At 57.8% G+C, this 15,819-nt stretch carries 19 protein-coding genes, 3 other RNA genes and 3 pseudogenes; 9 read left to right on the top strand and 16 right to left on the bottom strand.

Annotated features, from left to right (window positions below; translation table 11 throughout):
* Positions 1 to 13 precede the first annotated feature (13 nt).
* The 14 genes from AB5Y50_RS11305 to AB5Y50_RS11240 form a co-directional block, all read right to left on the bottom strand.
* Complete coding sequence (locus tag AB5Y50_RS11305) at positions 14 to 514, bottom strand: ImmA/IrrE family metallo-endopeptidase (protein ID WP_214004496.1); 501 nt, start codon at positions 512 to 514, stop codon at positions 14 to 16.
* 150 nt (positions 515 to 664) lie between these two features.
* Positions 665 to 1,096, bottom strand: a complete 432-nt coding sequence (locus tag AB5Y50_RS11300) for a Mor transcription activator family protein (RefSeq protein WP_368162845.1) — start codon at positions 1,094 to 1,096, stop codon at positions 665 to 667.
* The gene (locus AB5Y50_RS11295; RefSeq protein ID WP_368162843.1) at positions 1,089 to 1,679 is read right to left on the bottom strand and encodes a gp16 family protein; all 591 of its coding nucleotides are present in this window, start codon (positions 1,677 to 1,679) and stop codon (positions 1,089 to 1,091) included. The genes AB5Y50_RS11300 and AB5Y50_RS11295 overlap by 8 nt, the downstream gene beginning before the upstream one ends.
* 149 nt (positions 1,680 to 1,828) lie before the next feature.
* Positions 1,829 to 2,059, bottom strand: a complete 231-nt coding sequence (locus tag AB5Y50_RS11290) for a hypothetical protein (protein ID WP_201925086.1) — start codon at positions 2,057 to 2,059, stop codon at positions 1,829 to 1,831.
* A 40-nt stretch (positions 2,060 to 2,099) separates the two neighbouring features.
* Positions 2,100 to 2,165: hammerhead ribozyme type II (locus AB5Y50_RS11285), an RNA gene on the bottom strand.
* Positions 2,164 to 2,376: a hypothetical protein gene (locus AB5Y50_RS11280; protein WP_104452622.1), complete on the bottom strand. Its 213-nt coding sequence runs from the start codon at positions 2,374 to 2,376 to the stop codon at positions 2,164 to 2,166. The genes AB5Y50_RS11285 and AB5Y50_RS11280 overlap by 2 nt, the downstream gene beginning before the upstream one ends.
* 5 nt (positions 2,377 to 2,381) lie before the next feature.
* Positions 2,382 to 2,451, bottom strand: an RNA gene (locus tag AB5Y50_RS11275) — hammerhead ribozyme type II.
* A 2-nt stretch (positions 2,452 to 2,453) separates the two neighbouring features.
* The gene (locus tag AB5Y50_RS11270) at positions 2,454 to 2,651 is read right to left on the bottom strand and encodes a hypothetical protein (RefSeq protein ID WP_042074589.1); all 198 of its coding nucleotides are present in this window, start codon (positions 2,649 to 2,651) and stop codon (positions 2,454 to 2,456) included.
* A 14-nt stretch (positions 2,652 to 2,665) separates the two neighbouring features.
* Positions 2,666 to 3,286 carry a DUF3164 family protein gene (locus AB5Y50_RS11265; RefSeq protein ID WP_368162838.1) on the bottom strand — a complete coding sequence of 207 codons (621 nt, stop codon included), beginning with the start codon at positions 3,284 to 3,286 and terminating at the stop codon, positions 2,666 to 2,668.
* A gap of 41 nt (positions 3,287 to 3,327) precedes the next feature.
* Positions 3,328 to 3,558, bottom strand: coding sequence for a hypothetical protein (locus tag AB5Y50_RS11260; protein ID WP_010673991.1), 231 nt, complete (start codon positions 3,556 to 3,558; stop codon positions 3,328 to 3,330).
* 57 nt (positions 3,559 to 3,615) lie between these two features.
* A complete protein-coding gene (locus AB5Y50_RS11255; protein WP_368162835.1) occupies positions 3,616 to 4,176 on the bottom strand; it encodes a transcriptional regulator in 561 nt (186 codons plus the stop codon).
* The gene (locus tag AB5Y50_RS11250; protein ID WP_182935434.1) at positions 4,160 to 4,765 is read right to left on the bottom strand and encodes a hypothetical protein; all 606 of its coding nucleotides are present in this window, start codon (positions 4,763 to 4,765) and stop codon (positions 4,160 to 4,162) included. Before AB5Y50_RS11250 ends, AB5Y50_RS11255 begins: the two co-directional genes overlap by 17 nt.
* Before the next feature lie 36 nt (positions 4,766 to 4,801).
* Positions 4,802 to 5,524: an AAA family ATPase gene (locus tag AB5Y50_RS11245; protein WP_042008341.1), complete on the bottom strand. Its 723-nt coding sequence runs from the start codon at positions 5,522 to 5,524 to the stop codon at positions 4,802 to 4,804.
* A 41-nt stretch (positions 5,525 to 5,565) separates the two neighbouring features.
* Positions 5,566 to 7,779 (bottom strand): DNA-binding protein, encoded by a 2,214-nt coding sequence (locus AB5Y50_RS11240; RefSeq protein ID WP_368162832.1) that lies wholly within the window; start codon positions 7,777 to 7,779, stop codon positions 5,566 to 5,568.
* Between the two features lie 408 nt (positions 7,780 to 8,187).
* On the opposite strand from AB5Y50_RS11240, the gene AB5Y50_RS11235 reads away from it, so the two are divergent.
* From AB5Y50_RS11235 to AB5Y50_RS11220, 4 genes and pseudogenes are all read left to right on the top strand, one after another.
* Complete coding sequence (locus AB5Y50_RS11235; protein WP_201922504.1) at positions 8,188 to 8,934, top strand: helix-turn-helix transcriptional regulator; 747 nt, start codon at positions 8,188 to 8,190, stop codon at positions 8,932 to 8,934.
* A 264-nt stretch (positions 8,935 to 9,198) separates the two neighbouring features.
* Positions 9,199 to 10,163: pseudogene (locus tag AB5Y50_RS11230) on the top strand (iron-containing alcohol dehydrogenase).
* A gap of 132 nt (positions 10,164 to 10,295) precedes the next feature.
* Positions 10,296 to 10,634 (top strand): outer membrane protein assembly factor BamE, encoded by a 339-nt coding sequence (locus AB5Y50_RS11225; RefSeq protein ID WP_029314185.1) that lies wholly within the window; start codon positions 10,296 to 10,298, stop codon positions 10,632 to 10,634.
* A gap of 100 nt (positions 10,635 to 10,734) precedes the next feature.
* Positions 10,735 to 11,370, top strand: a complete 636-nt coding sequence (locus AB5Y50_RS11220; RefSeq protein WP_041212681.1) for an NAD-dependent epimerase/dehydratase family protein — start codon at positions 10,735 to 10,737, stop codon at positions 11,368 to 11,370.
* A gap of 67 nt (positions 11,371 to 11,437) precedes the next feature.
* Here AB5Y50_RS11220 and AB5Y50_RS11215 read toward each other — a convergent pair whose 3' ends face one another.
* Together AB5Y50_RS11215 and AB5Y50_RS11210 are read right to left on the bottom strand one after the other, a co-directional pair.
* Entirely contained in the window at positions 11,438 to 11,794 is a 357-nt protein-coding gene (locus tag AB5Y50_RS11215) for an RnfH family protein (protein ID WP_102948158.1), read from the bottom strand.
* Positions 11,787 to 12,221: an SRPBCC family protein gene (locus AB5Y50_RS11210; protein ID WP_010673974.1), complete on the bottom strand. Its 435-nt coding sequence runs from the start codon at positions 12,219 to 12,221 to the stop codon at positions 11,787 to 11,789. Before AB5Y50_RS11210 ends, AB5Y50_RS11215 begins: the two co-directional genes overlap by 8 nt.
* A gap of 248 nt (positions 12,222 to 12,469) precedes the next feature.
* On the opposite strand from AB5Y50_RS11210, the gene smpB reads away from it, so the two are divergent.
* From smpB to AB5Y50_RS11185, 5 genes and pseudogenes are all read left to right on the top strand, one after another.
* Positions 12,470 to 12,958, top strand: a complete 489-nt coding sequence (gene smpB, locus AB5Y50_RS11205; RefSeq protein WP_010673973.1) for an SsrA-binding protein SmpB — start codon at positions 12,470 to 12,472, stop codon at positions 12,956 to 12,958.
* 122 nt (positions 12,959 to 13,080) lie between these two features.
* Positions 13,081 to 13,440, top strand: a transfer-messenger RNA (tmRNA) gene (ssrA, locus tag AB5Y50_RS11200).
* Between the two features lie 164 nt (positions 13,441 to 13,604).
* On the top strand, positions 13,605 to 14,843 hold the full coding sequence (locus tag AB5Y50_RS11195) for an integrase domain-containing protein (RefSeq protein ID WP_161653437.1): 1,239 nt from the start codon (positions 13,605 to 13,607) through the stop codon (positions 14,841 to 14,843).
* A 557-nt stretch (positions 14,844 to 15,400) separates the two neighbouring features.
* Positions 15,401 to 15,571, top strand: a pseudogene (locus AB5Y50_RS11190) (IS1634 family transposase); the annotation flags it as partial.
* Between the two features lie 114 nt (positions 15,572 to 15,685).
* Positions 15,686 to 15,819, top strand: a pseudogene (locus AB5Y50_RS11185) (IS5/IS1182 family transposase); the annotation flags it as partial.

Here is a 15,819-nt window from a genome sequence, read left to right as displayed (position 1 = left end):
CGCTAGATGTACATCAACGTGTAAGGCCAAGATTTTTCAGGCGATAATACATCGCGGCCTCGGAAACACTGAATGCATCAGCTAAAGCACGAATTGATGTTATGCCATTACGCTCAATCAGCGTTCTTACTGCGTCCTCAGGCATAATTAACTGTGCTGCAAACTCGTTAGCTTCTAGTTCAATACTCTTATTTATACTAGCAGAGTAGTTACTTGCGTTGTCACGCAAGCGACGACCAGCTTCAGAATTCACATGCCCAAGAACATGATGACCAATCTCGTGGGCGACAGTAAAACGCTGCCGATTAGGATGCTCATGGGTGTTATAAGCGACGACTCGCTGCCCATTTTCAATGGCTGCATAACCACTGATACCAAGATCTTCGGCAGCCATGTTAAATGCGTTGAGCTGTTTAACCTGCATCCCCAATGCATGAGCCAATTTCATTGGATCTACTGGCAGGCGGCGATCCCAATGCGTGTTGAGAAGAGCACGAACATTGTTCATCTCCATGGGGCCTCCTTTGAATGCGATTAAGTAATAAAAATGGGCTACCACACAATGGGAGCCCAGTCAATGTTACCCATTGGTAACAAGGCCAGTGTAGCATTTGCAATGCAAAAAAGAACCCCTATCTAACGGTTACGTCAAATAGATTTGTGACTAATCAAACAGATCTTTCTGAATTCGACGCCTCATTAACCCACGTTGCTCCGCCACCACCGCATAGGTCTGGGGCACCGAGAGACCATGCTTGCGGGCAAGCTGGTCGATGTTGCGGCCGTTGAACTCATCCCAGATCGCTCGGTCCCGCAGGGCCGCCTTGAGGTGATCGCCGGTGGGGATGTAGTAGGCGCGACCACCCATATAGTGAGCCTGCACCAATGCCAGCTTGCGGGCCTGAGCCAAGGCCTTATCCGCCGCCATTCCGCTGCGCCCCAGCTCACAGGCGAGCACATCGACCAGCTCGGCCAGTGCCTTGGGCCACTTGGCGGTCAGCTCGGCCGCCGGGATTTGATCCAGTCGGTCCACCAACTGCCCCAGGGATTCATGGTCATCGGCGAACAGGTCCAGATTCTCTTGGCTGCTATCCATGTTGCACCTCATCGATCATCTGCTCGAAGGCCGCCAGCACGACCGAATAACCCGCCACCTCGCCGCCCCTGCCGACAGGAACACGCCGCTTGGCGGACTGCAACGCCTCAACCATCGCCCGTTTGTGCCAGCGTTTGAGGGACTCCAGCACCGAGTAAGCGAGTACACCATCGAGCCAGGCCACCCTGGTCACCCCGACCCCCTTGTTGAGCCGTACTGTCTGGCGTTCCACATAGTGATCGAGCGCCGTTTCGCTGCCATCGCGCAGCAGGCCGTGCTTGGCCATGGTGATCCAGATGGCCCGAATCACCCCTATCTCAGCAGTCCGAACTGGGGTGCCGCTGGTCGGGCTTAAACGCTTCTGCTTGCCTTCGTTTACGGCACGTTTAACGGTCGGTTTAAACCCCACCTCCTTCATGGCCAGCAGCACTTTGTCCAACTCCTGGAGCGTCAGTTCTGCCGCCGAGCGCTTGCCACTCTGCTGGGCCAGTAGCTCTCGATAGGTCTCTTCATCCAGCCCCAGGGAGCGGCGGCCCACCTGTACCAACCGGATCAAGCGAGTACGCTCATTGCTTGCTGTCATGATTTCTCCCCACTTTTGCCACCCAGATCTGGCCGGCGACCACGTCGCTCCCACTACGCCATTGCGGACAATGACGATCTAGCCACTGCTCGGCCCCTTGCTGGCTCAATGGGCCGAACTTCATCACATAGGCCAGCAAACCCTGCCAATTAGACGCCGCCATGACTGACCTCTGCTGCTCTGGCTTGCTGCAGCTCTGCCACGAGTTGCCAGCGCATCTGGCTGGCCTCCCCTGCCAGGGCAAACAGCCCTTGGGCACGAGCCTCTCTATCAAACTGCTTGAGCTGTCTGCACACAGCCCGTTTATCAGGGGTCGCCAGTGCAATGGCGGCCGCGCTGAATATCTTGGTAAGCCGAATATCCATCTCTGTTTTGGTCATCGCCGTGCTCCTTGTTCGAGGCGGTGAAGACCTGGGCCCAGGTCGGCTGCTCATCAGTGCCTGGCCACCACGCCAGGCAGACGGGGGAAAGCCCCCCGTTTCGCTTACTTGACCAAGCGCTTTCGTGCCTTGCTCACAATGGTGGCCAGCATGGCCATCCTGGACTTCTGATTGATGGCCTGACCGTACTGATTGATGAAATCAACGGCCAGTTGCGCATCGTCCAGAGCCTGCTGCGGATTGCTCATCAGCAGGCACTCCAGGGAGCTTTTCGCATCGGCCACGCTGGTGTTCAGAAGTGCTTTCACGTTATCCATCCGTCCTCCGGCTGCTCATCAGTGCCCGGCCACCACGCCGGGCAGACAGGGCGGTGCGGTCGCCCTGTTTCGCATCGTTACTGCTCGAACTGCAGCGGCATCAGATCCTGGTACTCCTCTTCGCTCAGCGGAGCCGGGCCCAGCCCCAGCACCCATAACAACGCGGCCTTGATACCATCCTCATAGGTGTCGTCGGGATAGCAGGTGCCCTCGGTCTCGCTGATCTGTTCACAGAGCTGCAGCTGCTCTTCGGCTTGTTCTACGTTGATATCCATCGCGCACTCCTCCCTTACAACTTCGCCAGATCTAGGCTCATCTGAACGTAACGGCCCTGGCCGTCCCGCTCGTAGAGCCGCAGATACTGGCTGGTACCGGTCACCTGGATGGCATCGGCGATCGCCTGCATGGCCTGCTCCCAGTCGGCGTCGTCGATGTTGAGCTGGCGCAGGGAGAGCACCTGGTTGACGTCGATATGACCGGCCTTGGAAACCCGAAAAGCGTGGTCCACCAGGGCGCGGATCTCGGGGCTGGCACCATCGCTCCAGCGGGCGATGCACTGGTCGATCAGTACCTTGGCCGCCTGGATCCGTTCATCAAATTTGCGGTGCTCCCCCACCGCCCGGATCAGCTTGTAACGACCGTCGAAACTGAGCAGGGTCACATTGCCCTTGGTACCGCCCCAGGCCACCCCGTATCGCTCGGCCGAGAGGTCCACAAAATCGGTGATCTGCTGCATGGCGCCGATCTTGAAAGCAGCCAGGCGTGAGCGCTCTTCCTTGGCAGCCGCGATGATGCCCATCACCACCTCATCGCGCAGCTTGTCAGCAGGGGAGATCAGGTTCTCCGGTACCCAGTGACCCTGGGCGTTCTGCCGCATCGGGGTCGTGTCTTTGGTCTGTGCTTCTTGCATAAGGCTCTCCTTGATTTATCCCATTGTGGTTCAGTGGTCGCTTACTGACGCCAGTGCAGCAGGCAGCCACCGAAACGCACGATGGCGACATCCCGCACCACACCCGCGAGGCACTCCCGCCCCCACACTGCCCGCTTGGTCATCGCTTCGGGCAAGGGGCCAGTCACCGCCAGCAAGGGGGTGTGGCACACCCGGCTGGTACTCACTTTGCACCCCTTCGCCGTCAGCCAGATCCGCAACTGCTCGGCGGTCTTCTGCAGATTTCTGTTCATCCCGTTCTCCTTGTGATGTAAATCACTGGGCCCACTGCACACCCCGAGCCCGCTGGTTTACTGGCCGTGCTTCTCAACCTTGTCGAGCAGCCGGTTGTATTTGATGCCCAGGATCTTGAGCTCCTCGGCCAACAGCTCAGCCAAGATGCGCAAGCTGCTGCTGGCGTTCTCGCCATCGCTTTTCGCTTGGCGGCGTAACCTGGAGATAGTCACCTCGGCGTCATAGCGGGCACCCTTCTCCACGCCTCTGCCAACCTGTTCGACGGCCAGACGCATCGGCCGACGCAGTTGCTGATCTTCACTGAGCTGGCTATGGGGGCAGCCACTGTGGCAGGCCTTCCAGAGCTTGATGTCCATCGGTCTGGTCCCAACCTCGTCCGCCCGCCGCCGCTGATGGGCCAGGCATTGATGCACCGGGATCTCCCCCAAAATGGGGCAGATCACCTTGTGTCCCATCAGGTTCCCCTCCACCAGCTTCTGCACCCGGGCCAGATCTCCTGGGTACTTCTCGTTGCAGACCTGGCTGATCGTAGTGCGGGACAGACCCAGTTTTTCAGCCACCACGGACAACGAACTGGCCCCGACTTCGGCTTGCAGAACCTCAAGCCACGTGTCCATGTTTCTCCTCCTCAACCAGGAACGGATAGAGCCGCTGTTGGTTTTGATCCCAACAGCCGTTTTTGCGAACAATGGGGGCAAAGCGACCTGTATCTCTCAGCAACTGGTACTTGGCGACCTCTCCACGATGTGGCATGGCTTTGGCCTGAACTTTTACGTAACCAGCCTTGGCCAACGCCTTTGCATAAACGCCGGCATGGTTACTGGTTGAATTCGAGGTCATCGCCAATTCCGTCAACGTGAACACCCGACTGATTTTCATGGTGTTCCACATCTTTTGTTGGCTGGTCTTGCGCCTGCTTTTCCGCTTTTTCCGAGAGATGCAATTTCCTTGATTGGTGCCAAATTTGGGTGGTTCATTCACATTCGAAACTTGATACCGGTTGCAGCCGAACACCTCTCTCTGACGCAATGCCCCTTCAACAACACAACTGAGGTGGCCGCTCGCTAACCAACGACGCATCAGCGCATATAAATTTGCTTGCTTAACGTCTGTCGCTGCGAGTAACTCACTCATATCGAACGAGTCCTGTTTGCACATCCACAGCCAAGCCTCTTCCGTCTTGGACTTATCGTTGATATCAACCACTGGTATCCCTCCCGTGCTTTGTTGTTATTTGCTGGGCTACCGGCTGCGGCGCACGTCATGCAGCAGTTCGCTGGCGTCCACGTCCTCCAGCCGGATAATCCGGGCATCAGAGGCCATGGCCATCTTCTCGATCTTGTCCAGGGCCGAGACGATGGTGCGCACCACCCCGTTGGAGCGCTTGCGGATAAGGTCCAGCAGGGCGTCGTCGATCTCCACGTCCACCTCCAGCATTTCGCTGGCAATCAGGGAGACGTCTTCCAGGTCGGCCGGCTTGAACTCAATCCACTGGGAAATACGGTTGAACAGTTGCTTGCGCTGGCTGATGCGGCGGGCAATCTCCTCCATCCCCACCAGGATCAGCGGCTGTTCGGTGGCGTCGTAGATATCGCGCAGGGTCTCCATGATGCGGGCATTGCCGACCACGTAGTCCGCCTCGTCCACGAAGATGGCCAGCTCCTCGGCTCGCACCGCTTCGACGATGCTGTCCACCTGCCCCCGCAGGTTGTGGCGCTGGGGAATGCCGATCTCCTTGGCGATCTGCTCCAGCAGGCTGGTCACGGTGTCGGCCTTGTAGCAGCGCACGTAGATGCCGTTCACTTCGTCCTGGTTGAACAGCCACTCCACGGCCGTGGTCTTGCCGAAGCCGGATGGCCCGTGGATAAGGCCAATGCCCGGCACGATGCTGGAGCGGTTGAGCAGGTTGTCGAGCAGTTGCTCGGTCTTGATCATGTTTTTGACTTCGACGATCTTGTGTTTCATAGTCTTTTTGTCCTTATGAGGTCGTTTTACAGGGCCGCTTGCTAACCTTTTGCATGGGCGTTGCGAGTGGCCCTGATACTTTCCAGATGGCGGACAATCCGTTTCGCCATCAGCTTGTGGCTGTAGAGGTACTTGGTCAGCCACTCCTTCTCCCGCTCGCCGAGCGGGGTATCCAACTCCTTCTCGGCCAGATACATGGCCTGTTCGTACTCGGTCTTGAGCGCCCTGGATTCCTGCCCGGCCGTCGCCTGGGCACGGGCCACTTTTTCTTCGCGGCGGGCTTCTATCGCAGCCAGCTCTGCCGCGCTGAATTGGGCCGGTTCACTGGGTGAGGCAATGCCTGAGAGCGCCGCCAATGCCGGGTTATCGAGCCCGAGATCACCGCGCTGGAACTGGGCAACATCACGCGCTTGGTCGACGAAGTGGCGCACCACATTCTGATGCAGTTCGTTGATGCCGAAGGTCTTGGCGAGGCTGCGCATCTCACGGCGGAAACTCGCCAGAGCCTTGGCATCGGCACGCTTGGCGGCGCGGAAGGCATCCGGGCTCACCCCGTTCCCCAACAAATCGAGGTTCACGGCCTCGATCCGCTCGTTCCAGTCGCCGGTGCGGTACAAAATGGCCCGGCCCACGTCGCTCGGGTCGAGGAACACGCTGACCCGCTGGCTCTTCCAACTGTTCTCCAGCAGCTCCGGGGCGCTGTACTTGAGGCCACCGGCCTTGATAAAGCCCTTGGAAACGGTGGCCTCACCGATATGGTTGAGCAGCAGATCCAGCGCCGACTCATCGACAATGGCGCGGCGTTGGTAGCGGGCGCTTTGATACTTCTCGTTGGGAGTCATCCCGAGTGAGCTGTGTTTGCGGTTGTGGTAACGGGCATCGAGCCAGTCATCGAGCAAGATCTGTAGCTCGGCCGCCGTCATGGCCAGCTCGTAGATCTCCTTCTCTGCATTGGGCTTGCGCTTCTCCTCCAGCCGTTCGGCAAAGCTCTTGCGAGCTTCGATCACCTGACGGTCGGCCACGCAGTGCCCGACAAAGGCAGGCAGCAACTCGATCAGGCCGTGAGAGAGAGTGCGGAAGAAGCGTTCGATATGCGGCTTCTCCCATCCTGAATAGGCGTTGGATCGGCTGACGTTCATACCGAGCAAGGTGCAGATGGACATAACCCGCTGGCTCACGTAATCGGATCCGTTGTCGGTGCGCATCACCCCGTTGTCGTTGAGGGTGCCCCAGGCCAGCAGGGTCTTGCGCAGCAGCAGGCAGATCCCCTCGCTCGACGAGGTTTTGGCCACCAACAGCCGCACCCGACGGGTGAACACATCGATCACCGCGATGATGCTGTGGCGGCCATCCACCAACATGGCATCGACGGGAGTGCTGTCGAACTCCCACACGTCGTTGGGCTGACCCATCCAGGGGTACATTTCCTCGATGGCGGTGCGATACTTGTTGTTGTAGGCGTCGGGGTTGGTGGCATAGGTAAAGGCCACCTTGTTGTCGCTCAGCCACTTGACCAGCCAGCGGCGCAAGGAGGACTGACTCGGGATCTGCCAGCTAAGCTGGTTCATCTCGTTGTACTGGGTCGCCAGCTCATGCAGCGCACCCCACTTGTTCGCCAAGTGCGGTTTGGCGGTGATCAATGCCGTGAGGAATCGGGCCAGATCCGGGCTTTGCTCGACGCTGGATGACCGCTCCCGCTGGTAATTGCCCGCCAGCGCAGCCGGACCGGCATCCGCCAGGGTGCCTTGCCAGCGCCGCAAGGTGATCAGGCTGAACGGCTTTTGTTGCTCATAGACGCTCGCAGGGAGTGACAGGCTGCGGGTGCGGTATGCCTCGATAAAAGCGCGGCGCCCCACCTCCCCTTGCTGGCAGGCTTGATAAGGTGCCAGGAAGAGATCGGCGGCCTGCAGGATCAACAACCGGGCATCTACCTTCTTGCGGGCGGCAGCGCCCAGGGTCAGCAATTTGCGCCCCGCATCCGGCTTCACTGCCACCTCGCGGGCAAGCAGCTTGGCCATCGCCTTGCCGCCGGCCGCATGATCGGTCACCGCTTGCCCCTGCTGGGCGACAGCCTGCTCCGCCAGATAACGACGGGTTTCTGCGGGCAGCGAGCTGATGTGGTATTCAACGCCCTTGCCTTTCTCGCGCTTGCGACTTTGCCACTCTTCACGCTCCGCCTTTTTGCGCACACCATCGGGATAGGCTGGCATGCCAATCAATCCGGCCAACCCTTGGGCGGTTAACCAGGTACTCATTGGCCACCTCCCAGCAAGTCGATGCCCAGCGAGTCGGAAAGCTGCGCCATGATGGAACGACTTTCCCTGCGCTTGGGGCTGACGCCCATGGAGGGGGCATATTGTTTGATGCAGCGCTGCACTGCTCTGGGATGCAACCCTTTGGCGCGGGCCCAAGCAGCCTGGGAATATCCGCGTTTTATGAGCTCAGCCCTGATCCACTCTGGTGTTTTCCCTGACATACTCACCCCGTTTCGGTATCATCAAGTGTCGCGATGCGTATCTTTATCATTCATAAAAGAATGATTTTATGTCGCAATGCGTCACATATGAATGATTGATCACCCCAAAAAGATTGACAAGTCTTTTTGTGCGGAATTTTTTGTCTATCGACTCACCAGCAATAGCCACTAGCCGAGAATTCCTTGTATGTCAGAGCGTTATGAAGAAAAACCACAATCAGCACAAAAAGACGGTGAGGTATCTTTTCTGACGGTTGGAATGGATACTCTGAGTGACCGCCTGGACGAGCTACGTGGGGGGCTGAGCTACAAGGCATTTGCCGAATTGGTGGGGATGAGTGAGTCGGGGATGCGCAAATACTTCCCCCCGTTCAATTCGCTGCCCACCATCGACAAGGCGCTGCGCATTGCGCGAACGTGCAATGTGAATCTGGAGTGGCTGGCCACGGGTCAGGGCCCGAAACATCCCGATGGAGTTGCCGAGCAAGCGGTGCGTCGTGATGAGTTTGATGAGGAGTACGCGCTGATCGATGGCTACCATGTCACCGTCAGTACCGGCCATGGCGCGTTTAATGATGATCATGAGGTTAAACGCAAGCTGGCATTTCGCCGCAAGTGGCTTACGTTTCGCAAGTTGAGCCCGGATAACCTGGTGGTGGTCTTCGCCAAAGGCGACAGCATGGAACCCACCATTCACTCTGGCGACTCCATCCTGGTCGATATCAGCAAGAATCAGATCGAAGACGGATCCATCTTCGTGTTGCGGCTTGGAGAGGAACTCTATGCCAAGCGCTTGCAGAAGAACTTCGATGGCGGGATCACCATCATCAGCGATAACCGTGTTGATTACCCCCTGCAGGTCGTTCCAGCCAACCAGTTGGAGAGCTTGGCCGTGATCGGCAAGGTAGTCTGGGCCGGGCACGACTTTTTTTAGTTTCGTGAGTCCGAAAATCGGACTTAAATAGCAATTTAAACTTGGAACACTATCTTAATCGGCCCTCATCGAGGTTTTCATTTTTGCCGCATTCACCCCAAGTGTCGTGCGCCGTCTTTCATTTTGGCGGCGCCCGCGACTAGAACCTCCCGCTCCCCCTCTAAGCCTTATCAGCCTTGAGTTTGTCCCACGAGATCCCACTTGTTTTCGGCTGCTCCCGGTTTTCTCACTCTTGGTGACTGGTTACAGCACGGCATCGGTGCCGTGGTGTTCGACGAGACCAGACCCAATCCCACCGTGACCAACGTCGAGGCGGGTCTTGCGATGATCCGGGCCCACGGCTGCGACTGCGTCATTTCGCTCGGCGGCGGCTCACCCCACGACTGCGCCAAGGGCATCGCCCTGGTGGCCGCCAATGGGGGCAACATCAAGGATTACGAGGGGGTGGATCGCTCCGCCAAGCCGCAGTTGCCGCTCATCGCCATCAATACCACCGCCGGCACCGCCTCCGAGATGACCCGTTTTTGCATCATTACCGACGAATCCCGTCAGGTGAAAATGGCCATCATCGACAAGCACGTCACGCCGCTGATGTCGGTCAACGACCCGGAACTGATGCTGGCCAAGCCCGCCGGCCTCACCGCCGCCACCGGCATGGATGCCCTGACCCACGCCATCGAGGCCTATGTCTCCACCGCCGCCACCCCGGTCACCGATGCCAGCGCCGTGATGGCCATCGCACTGATTGCCGAACACCTTCGCACCGCCGTGCATCAGGGGGAGGATCTCCATGCCCGTGAGCAGATGGCCTATGCCCAGTTCCTGGCCGGCATGGCCTTCAACAACGCAAGCCTGGGCTATGTGCACGCCATGGCTCACCAGCTCGGGGCTTCTACGACCTGCCCCACGGGGTGTGCAATGCGGTGCTGCTGCCCCATGTCCAGGCCTACAACGCCCGGGTGTGCGCCGGCCGGCTCAAGGATGTGGCCCGTCATATGGGGGTGGATGTGAGCGCCATGAGCGATGAGCAGGGTGCGGCGGCAGCCATTGACGCCATCCGGCAACTGGCTCGCGACGTCAAGATCCCCGCCGGTCTGGAGCAGCTCGGGGTCAGGGCCGACGACCTCGACGTGCTGGCCAACAATGCGCTCAAGGATGCCTGTGGTCTCACCAACCCCAGGCAGGCGACTCACGCGGAGATCGTCGCCATCTTCCGCGCCGCCATGTAAGGGGGCAAGATCTGCCAGGGCCGCCACGCGGCCCTTTTTATTGGCTGATGGATCAATGGCTTTTTACTTCCGCACGGGGAGTGGGTATGATTTGCCGAGCTAAAAAGACTGTATGGATGATCTGAACCCGATATGCGGATGAAACACCTGATTGCCGCGGCCCTGACCGCCCTCACCCTGTCCGGTTGCAGCCTGGTCTATCGCATCGATATTCCCCAGGGCAACTATGTGGAACAAAAGCAGGTCGACAAGCTGCGCCAGGGCATGACCCGCGAACAGGTCGAGTTCGTGCTGGGTTCTCCCATGTTGCGCGACAGCTTTGACCCCAACACCTGGTACTACCTCTATGAGTTCCAGCCCGGTCGGGGCGACAAGGAGCGCAAGGAGCTGACCCTCAACTTCGTGGGTGACAGACTGGCCACCGTGACCGGTGATTTCCCTCTCCCTGCCGCCTTCACCACACCGCTCTAGATGACATCACAAAACCGGCTTCTGCCGGTTTTGTTCTCTCTGGCCCCGGTGATGTCGCCGGGCCACACTCTGGATGCCTCATTGCCCCGAGGAGATCATCATGAGTCGATTCCTGATTGCCGGCGCCACCGGTCTGATTGGCAAAGCCTTGCTGCGCGAGCTGGGGACGGAGCACGACCTCCTCCTGCTCTGCCGCAAACCGGGCGACCCCGCTCCGGGACGCACCTGGCTGCCCACCTCGTTCGACGCGCTGGACAGATTGACGCTGCCCTCCCCTGTGGACATTGCCTTCTGCTGCCTTGGCACCACCCGCAAGGATGCCGGCTCGGCCGAGGCCTTTCGCCGGGTCGATCTCGACTATGTGCTGGCCTTTGCCGCGCTCGCCCGTCGCCACGGCTGCCGTCGCCTGCTGGTGGTCTCCAGTCTGGGCGCCAACCCGGGTTCCCCTGCCCTCTATCCCCGCACCAAAGGCGAGATGGAGCAGGCCCTGCTGGCCCAGGAGTGGCAGCGGCTCGTCATCCTGCGCCCGGCCATGCTGCTCGGCCATCGCGAACCTGCGCGCCGTTCGGAGCAGATCATCCAGGCCATCTATCCGCTGGTAAAGCCCCTGCTGCGCGGGTCGCTGCGCCGCTGGCGTGCCATCGAGGCCAGTCAGGTGGCGCACGCCATGGCGCGCCTTGCTATCCAGGAGAGCGGGATAGAGACGGTGGAAAACGAGCGCCTGCTCACCCTGTGATGCCCCGTGCCGGGCGAGACGATCACAAAGGGGCGCCAGGGCGCCCCTTGTCACAGCCCATCACCCGTCAGGTGCCGGCATCGTCTCGCTTGCGGTGCACATCGGGTCGCCCGCCGGTGACCACATCGGCGCGCCCCTCTTCCTTGGCTTTCTCCGCCCGCTTCTTGCGCATCTCCTTGGGGTCGGCGATGAGAGGGCGGTAGATCTCGATGCGATCCCCCTCCTGCACCGGCTCTGCGCCCTTGACCGGACGGCTGTAGATACCGAACTTGTTGACCGACAGGTCTATCTCCGGGTGCTTTTGCAGGATGCCGGATTGTTCGATGGCCGCCAACACGCTGGTCTCGGGCGCGACCCGGATGCACAGCACCGTCTGCCGCTCGGGCAGGGCATAGGCCACTTCGATATTGAGGAGCTCAGACACCGTAAACCACCTTGGCACGATTGGAGAAGGCGAGCACCATGGAGCTCACCAGCTCGCGGAAGATCTGGCCAAATGCCAGCTCAATGAGCTTGGAGGTGAACTCGAAGTCGAGATCGAACTCCACCTTGCAAGCATCCACGTCCAGGGGTGTGAAGGTCCACCAACCCGCCAGCTTGCTGAAAGGCCCCTCCACCAGCTCCATCTTGATGGTGCGATTGGCATCAAGCTGGTTGCGCGTGGTAAAGGTCTTGGCGATACCTGCCTTGGCCACATCGACCGAGGCCATCATGTAGTCTTCACCTGACTCGTGAACACGGCTGCCGACACAGCCGGGCAGGAACTCAGGATAGGCATCAACATCATTGACCAGCCGGAACATCTGTTCCGCGCTGAACATCACCAGGGCACTGCGAGTAATACGGGGCATGGGTTTTCCTCATCCAATCGGCCCGATTTTATCACCTTGTCAGCCAAAATCACCGCCGAAACTGTTCGCGGGTCACCAAGCAGGGCAATCGCACACTTTCCGGCCAGTGTGGTCCGCTCTCGCCCCGCCCTTCCCTCAAAATCGTCATCGAACTGCTCACAAAGCCGCCACTCGGAGCGCTGTGCGTTTTACAGCCGCCGCCACCCACGTATAATGCGCCTTCCTAAACATTGCCTAAGGCCCCCGTCATGAGCAAAAAGAACAGTAAAAACAAAGCCGGGTCCAGCACCATTGCACTCAACAGAACCGCCCGTCACGAGTACTTCATCGAAGAGCGCGTGGAAGCCGGTCTGTCCCTGCAAGGGTGGGAAGTGAAGTCCCTGCGGGCGGGCAAGGCCAACATCAGCGAAGCCTATGTCATCTTCATGCAGGGGGAAGCCTTCCTGTTCGGTTCCAGCTTCCTGCCGCTGAACGCCGCCTCCAGCCACGTGGTATGCGATCCGACCCGCACCCGCAAATTGCTGCTCAGTCGCCGTGAACTCGACAAGCTCGAGAGCCTGACCGCTCGTCAGGGCTACACCATAGTGCCGCTGGCCCTCTACTGGAAAGCGTGCTGGGTCAAGGTCGAGATCGGCCTGGTGAAAGGCAAGAAAGAGCACGACAAGCGGGAAGACACCAAGGCCCGGGAATGGGACCGTGAGAAGGCCCGCATCATGAAGAACAAGCACCGCGGTTGATTGTGCGCCGTCGGCCCCCATGCGGCGACCAATAAACCAGCAATCGACCGGCCAAGGCCGGTCGATTGCCATCAACGCCTTGCCATGACAGGATTTTTGCGTACAATCCCTTTTGACAACTTGGGGCTGATTCTGGATTCGACAAGATTCACGAAACCCAAGGTGCATGCCGAGGTGCGGTAGGCCTCGTTAATAAACCGCAAAAAAATAGTCGCAAACGACGAAAACTACGCACTCGCAGCTTAATAACCTGCGCTGAGCCCTTCTCCCCTAGCTTGCCTGTGTCCTAGGGAAATGGAAGGTCATCCTTCACAGGATCGTGTGGAAGTCCTGCTCGGGGCGGAAGCATTAAAACCAATCGAGCTAGTCAATGCGTGGCGTGTCTCTCCGCAGCGTGTTGGCGAATGTAAAGAGTGACTAAGCATGTAGTACCGAGGATGTAGTAATTTTGGACGGGGGTTCAAATCCCCCCAGCTCCACCAAATACCGGTCCAACAGTGACCAACGAAGTCCAAGAAACCCGCATAGCATAAGGCTTTGCGGGTTTTTTGTTGTCTTACGCTGTCCAATGGGGTGTGTTGCCATCCAGCCCTTTTAGGCATATCGTTAGGCATATCGTTTTGTATGCCTTCCGGAGCGTATGCCTATGCCTCGTATCACCCGTCCCTTATCCCCAACCGAGATCAAAGCAGCGAAGCCCAAAGAGAAGGAATACACCCTCTGCGACGGGGCTGGTCTGGAGCTCGTCATCAAGCCTAATGGCTCCAAGTTGTGGCGCCTGCGTTACTACCGCCCCCTAACTAAACAGAGAAACATGATCAGCTTTGGTTCCTGGCCGGAGATGTCGTTGGCTGAAGCGAGAGAGAAACGCTCCGAAGCCAAATCTCTGTTACTGCAAAGCATTGATCCCCAGCATCACCGTGATGAGCAAGCATCCGCCGCATTATCACAGAGCGAGCACACCTTTGAAGCCGTCGCCAAGCGCTGGTTTGATGTTAAGCGTCCTTCCGTCACCCCGGCCTATGCCGAGGATCTCTGGCGTTCGCTCGAAATGTATCTGTTCCCCGAGATTGGCACTGTGCCTGTTATGGAGATCAAGGCTCAGAGAGCCATCAAGATCATCGAGCCCATCGCCGCTGCTGGTAAACTCGAAACCGTGCGTCGTCTCACCCAGCGGGTGAACGAGATCATGACCTTCGCCGTCAACTCTGGTCTGATCGATGCCAACCCTTGCTCGGGGATAAGCAAGGTCTTTCAGCGGCCAGCCAAACAGCACATGCCCAGCATCAACCCCAACCAGTTGCCAGAACTGATGCACCGGCTTTCCAAGGCCAGCATCAATTTGCAGACCCGCTGCCTTATCGAATGGAGCCTGCATACCTTGGCTCGCCCCAGCGAGGCGGCCGGAGCCCGGTGGGCAGAGATCGATATGGAAAAGAAACTCTGGCGGATCCCACCAGAGAGAATGAAGAAGCGCAGAGGTCATGACGTGCCCTTGACGCCACAAACACTTGCCTACCTAGACCTCATGCGGCCAATCAGCGGTCATCGTGAATTTATCTTCCCAGGACTACGAAATCCCAAGACGCATACCAACGAACAGACAGCCAATGCCGCTTTGAAACGGATGGGATATGAAGGGACCTTAGTCGCTCACGGCCTGCGAGCCTTGGGCAGCACGACCCTTAATGAGAGAGGATTTGATCGAGACGTCATTGAGGCCGCTTTGGCGCACTCTGACAAAGATGAAGTTCGTAGCGCATACAATCGCACGGATTATCTGGAACGCCGCCGAGAAATGATGGTCTGGTGGTCAGAGCATATTGATGCAGCAGCGAAAACTGGCTCTGCACTGACCTGGTTGCCATCCACAAAAGCAGGTTGAGCATAATTCGGTGAGGTCTCGCAGGAAGTCCTCACCGCCCAATTGCGCGGGTGTGTCCTGAAATGACTGCCCTTTGGCTCTAACCTAAGGAAGGTGCTAACAAGTCACTTGGCACAAAAACACACCATTCTAAATTATTGATATTAAATGGCTAAACTTTTTAGTTTTGGCACATAGGATACTTATTCGCACCTTCCTTAGAATCATTCTTCTGCATCTAATTACCAACTTCTTTTCTGCTTGGCAGAGCATGGTGGTTCTGAACTATTTACTTCTTACAGGTAGAGCTGACTTTCCGTACCTGATTGGCTTTTTTCGAAGATGGTGGGTACACGTTCACAGCAAATGGCGACTATGAGGGGCTTGCAGAAGGGGGGTAAAAATAGCTAAAAAACTCAGATTCATGTTTGCCGCCTCCTGTGAGATGAAGTGAATTGTTATCGAACTGAGTATTAGGACACGATTACATGGGTAAAATCATGGACTTTCACAACTAGATCATAACGGTGTGATCTGCATCACCATTTACAATACAAAAATTAAGTGCGGAATGACGGATGAAAAAGAAGCTGACCCAGCAGCCAACCGCCCGTGGGATTTTTCTGCGCTTTGGCGGCATCCATGAATATCGACTGGTAGAAGCCACACCCCAGATAACGGAGCTAACCGTGGAGCAGCAGGTCAACCTGGAAGTATTGGGTGAGCGCTATCAGAAAATTTATTCCTAAATCAGGTGCGGAATGTCGGCAACATGAGTTTGACCGTCTGCGCTAGGGAAGGTGCGAACAAGTCCCTGATATGAGATCATGTTTGTCATCTGGAGCCATGGAACAGGGTTCATCATGAGTCATCAACTTACCTTCGCCGACAGTGAATTCAGCAGTAAGCGCCGTCAGACCAGAAAAGAGATTTTCTTGTCCCGCATGGAGCAGATTCTGCCATGGCAAAACATGGTGGAAGTCATCGAGCCGTTTTA

The sequence above is a fragment of the Aeromonas sp. s6 genome, assembly GCF_040907815.1.
Lineage (GTDB): Bacteria > Pseudomonadota > Gammaproteobacteria > Enterobacterales > Aeromonadaceae > Aeromonas > Aeromonas caviae.
This window is presented reverse-complemented; position numbering and strand designations above follow the sequence as displayed.

Bases quoted from the DNA above. Each gene is read 5' to 3' on its own strand.
- AB5Y50_RS11260 (WP_010673991.1), bottom strand. From the start codon at position 3,558: ATGAACAGAAATCTGCAGAAGACCGCCGAGCAGTTGCGGATCTGGCTG.
- AB5Y50_RS11245 (WP_042008341.1), bottom strand. From the start codon at position 5,524: ATGAAACACAAGATCGTCGAAGTCAAAAACATGATCAAGACCGAGCAA.
- AB5Y50_RS11280 (WP_104452622.1), bottom strand. From the start codon at position 2,376: ATGGATAACGTGAAAGCACTTCTGAACACCAGCGTGGCCGATGCGAAA.
- AB5Y50_RS11300 (WP_368162845.1), bottom strand. From the start codon at position 1,096: ATGGATAGCAGCCAAGAGAATCTGGACCTGTTCGCCGATGACCATGAA.
- AB5Y50_RS11270 (WP_042074589.1), bottom strand. From the start codon at position 2,651: ATGGATATCAACGTAGAACAAGCCGAAGAGCAGCTGCAGCTCTGTGAA.
- AB5Y50_RS11220 (WP_041212681.1), top strand. From the start codon at position 10,735: ATGAGTCGATTCCTGATTGCCGGCGCCACCGGTCTGATTGGCAAAGCC.
- smpB (WP_010673973.1), top strand. From the start codon at position 12,470: ATGAGCAAAAAGAACAGTAAAAACAAAGCCGGGTCCAGCACCATTGCA.
- AB5Y50_RS11195 (WP_161653437.1), top strand. From the start codon at position 13,605: ATGCCTCGTATCACCCGTCCCTTATCCCCAACCGAGATCAAAGCAGCG.
- AB5Y50_RS11240 (WP_368162832.1), bottom strand. From the start codon at position 7,779: ATGAGTACCTGGTTAACCGCCCAAGGGTTGGCCGGATTGATTGGCATG.
- AB5Y50_RS11255 (WP_368162835.1), bottom strand. From the start codon at position 4,176: ATGGACACGTGGCTTGAGGTTCTGCAAGCCGAAGTCGGGGCCAGTTCG.
- AB5Y50_RS11235 (WP_201922504.1), top strand. From the start codon at position 8,188: ATGTCAGAGCGTTATGAAGAAAAACCACAATCAGCACAAAAAGACGGT.
- AB5Y50_RS11295 (WP_368162843.1), bottom strand. From the start codon at position 1,679: ATGACAGCAAGCAATGAGCGTACTCGCTTGATCCGGTTGGTACAGGTG.
- AB5Y50_RS11210 (WP_010673974.1), bottom strand. From the start codon at position 12,221: ATGCCCCGTATTACTCGCAGTGCCCTGGTGATGTTCAGCGCGGAACAG.
- AB5Y50_RS11290 (WP_201925086.1), bottom strand. From the start codon at position 2,059: ATGACCAAAACAGAGATGGATATTCGGCTTACCAAGATATTCAGCGCG.
- AB5Y50_RS11225 (WP_029314185.1), top strand. From the start codon at position 10,296: ATGCGGATGAAACACCTGATTGCCGCGGCCCTGACCGCCCTCACCCTG.
- AB5Y50_RS11305 (WP_214004496.1), bottom strand. From the start codon at position 514: ATGGAGATGAACAATGTTCGTGCTCTTCTCAACACGCATTGGGATCGC.
- AB5Y50_RS11265 (WP_368162838.1), bottom strand. From the start codon at position 3,286: ATGCAAGAAGCACAGACCAAAGACACGACCCCGATGCGGCAGAACGCC.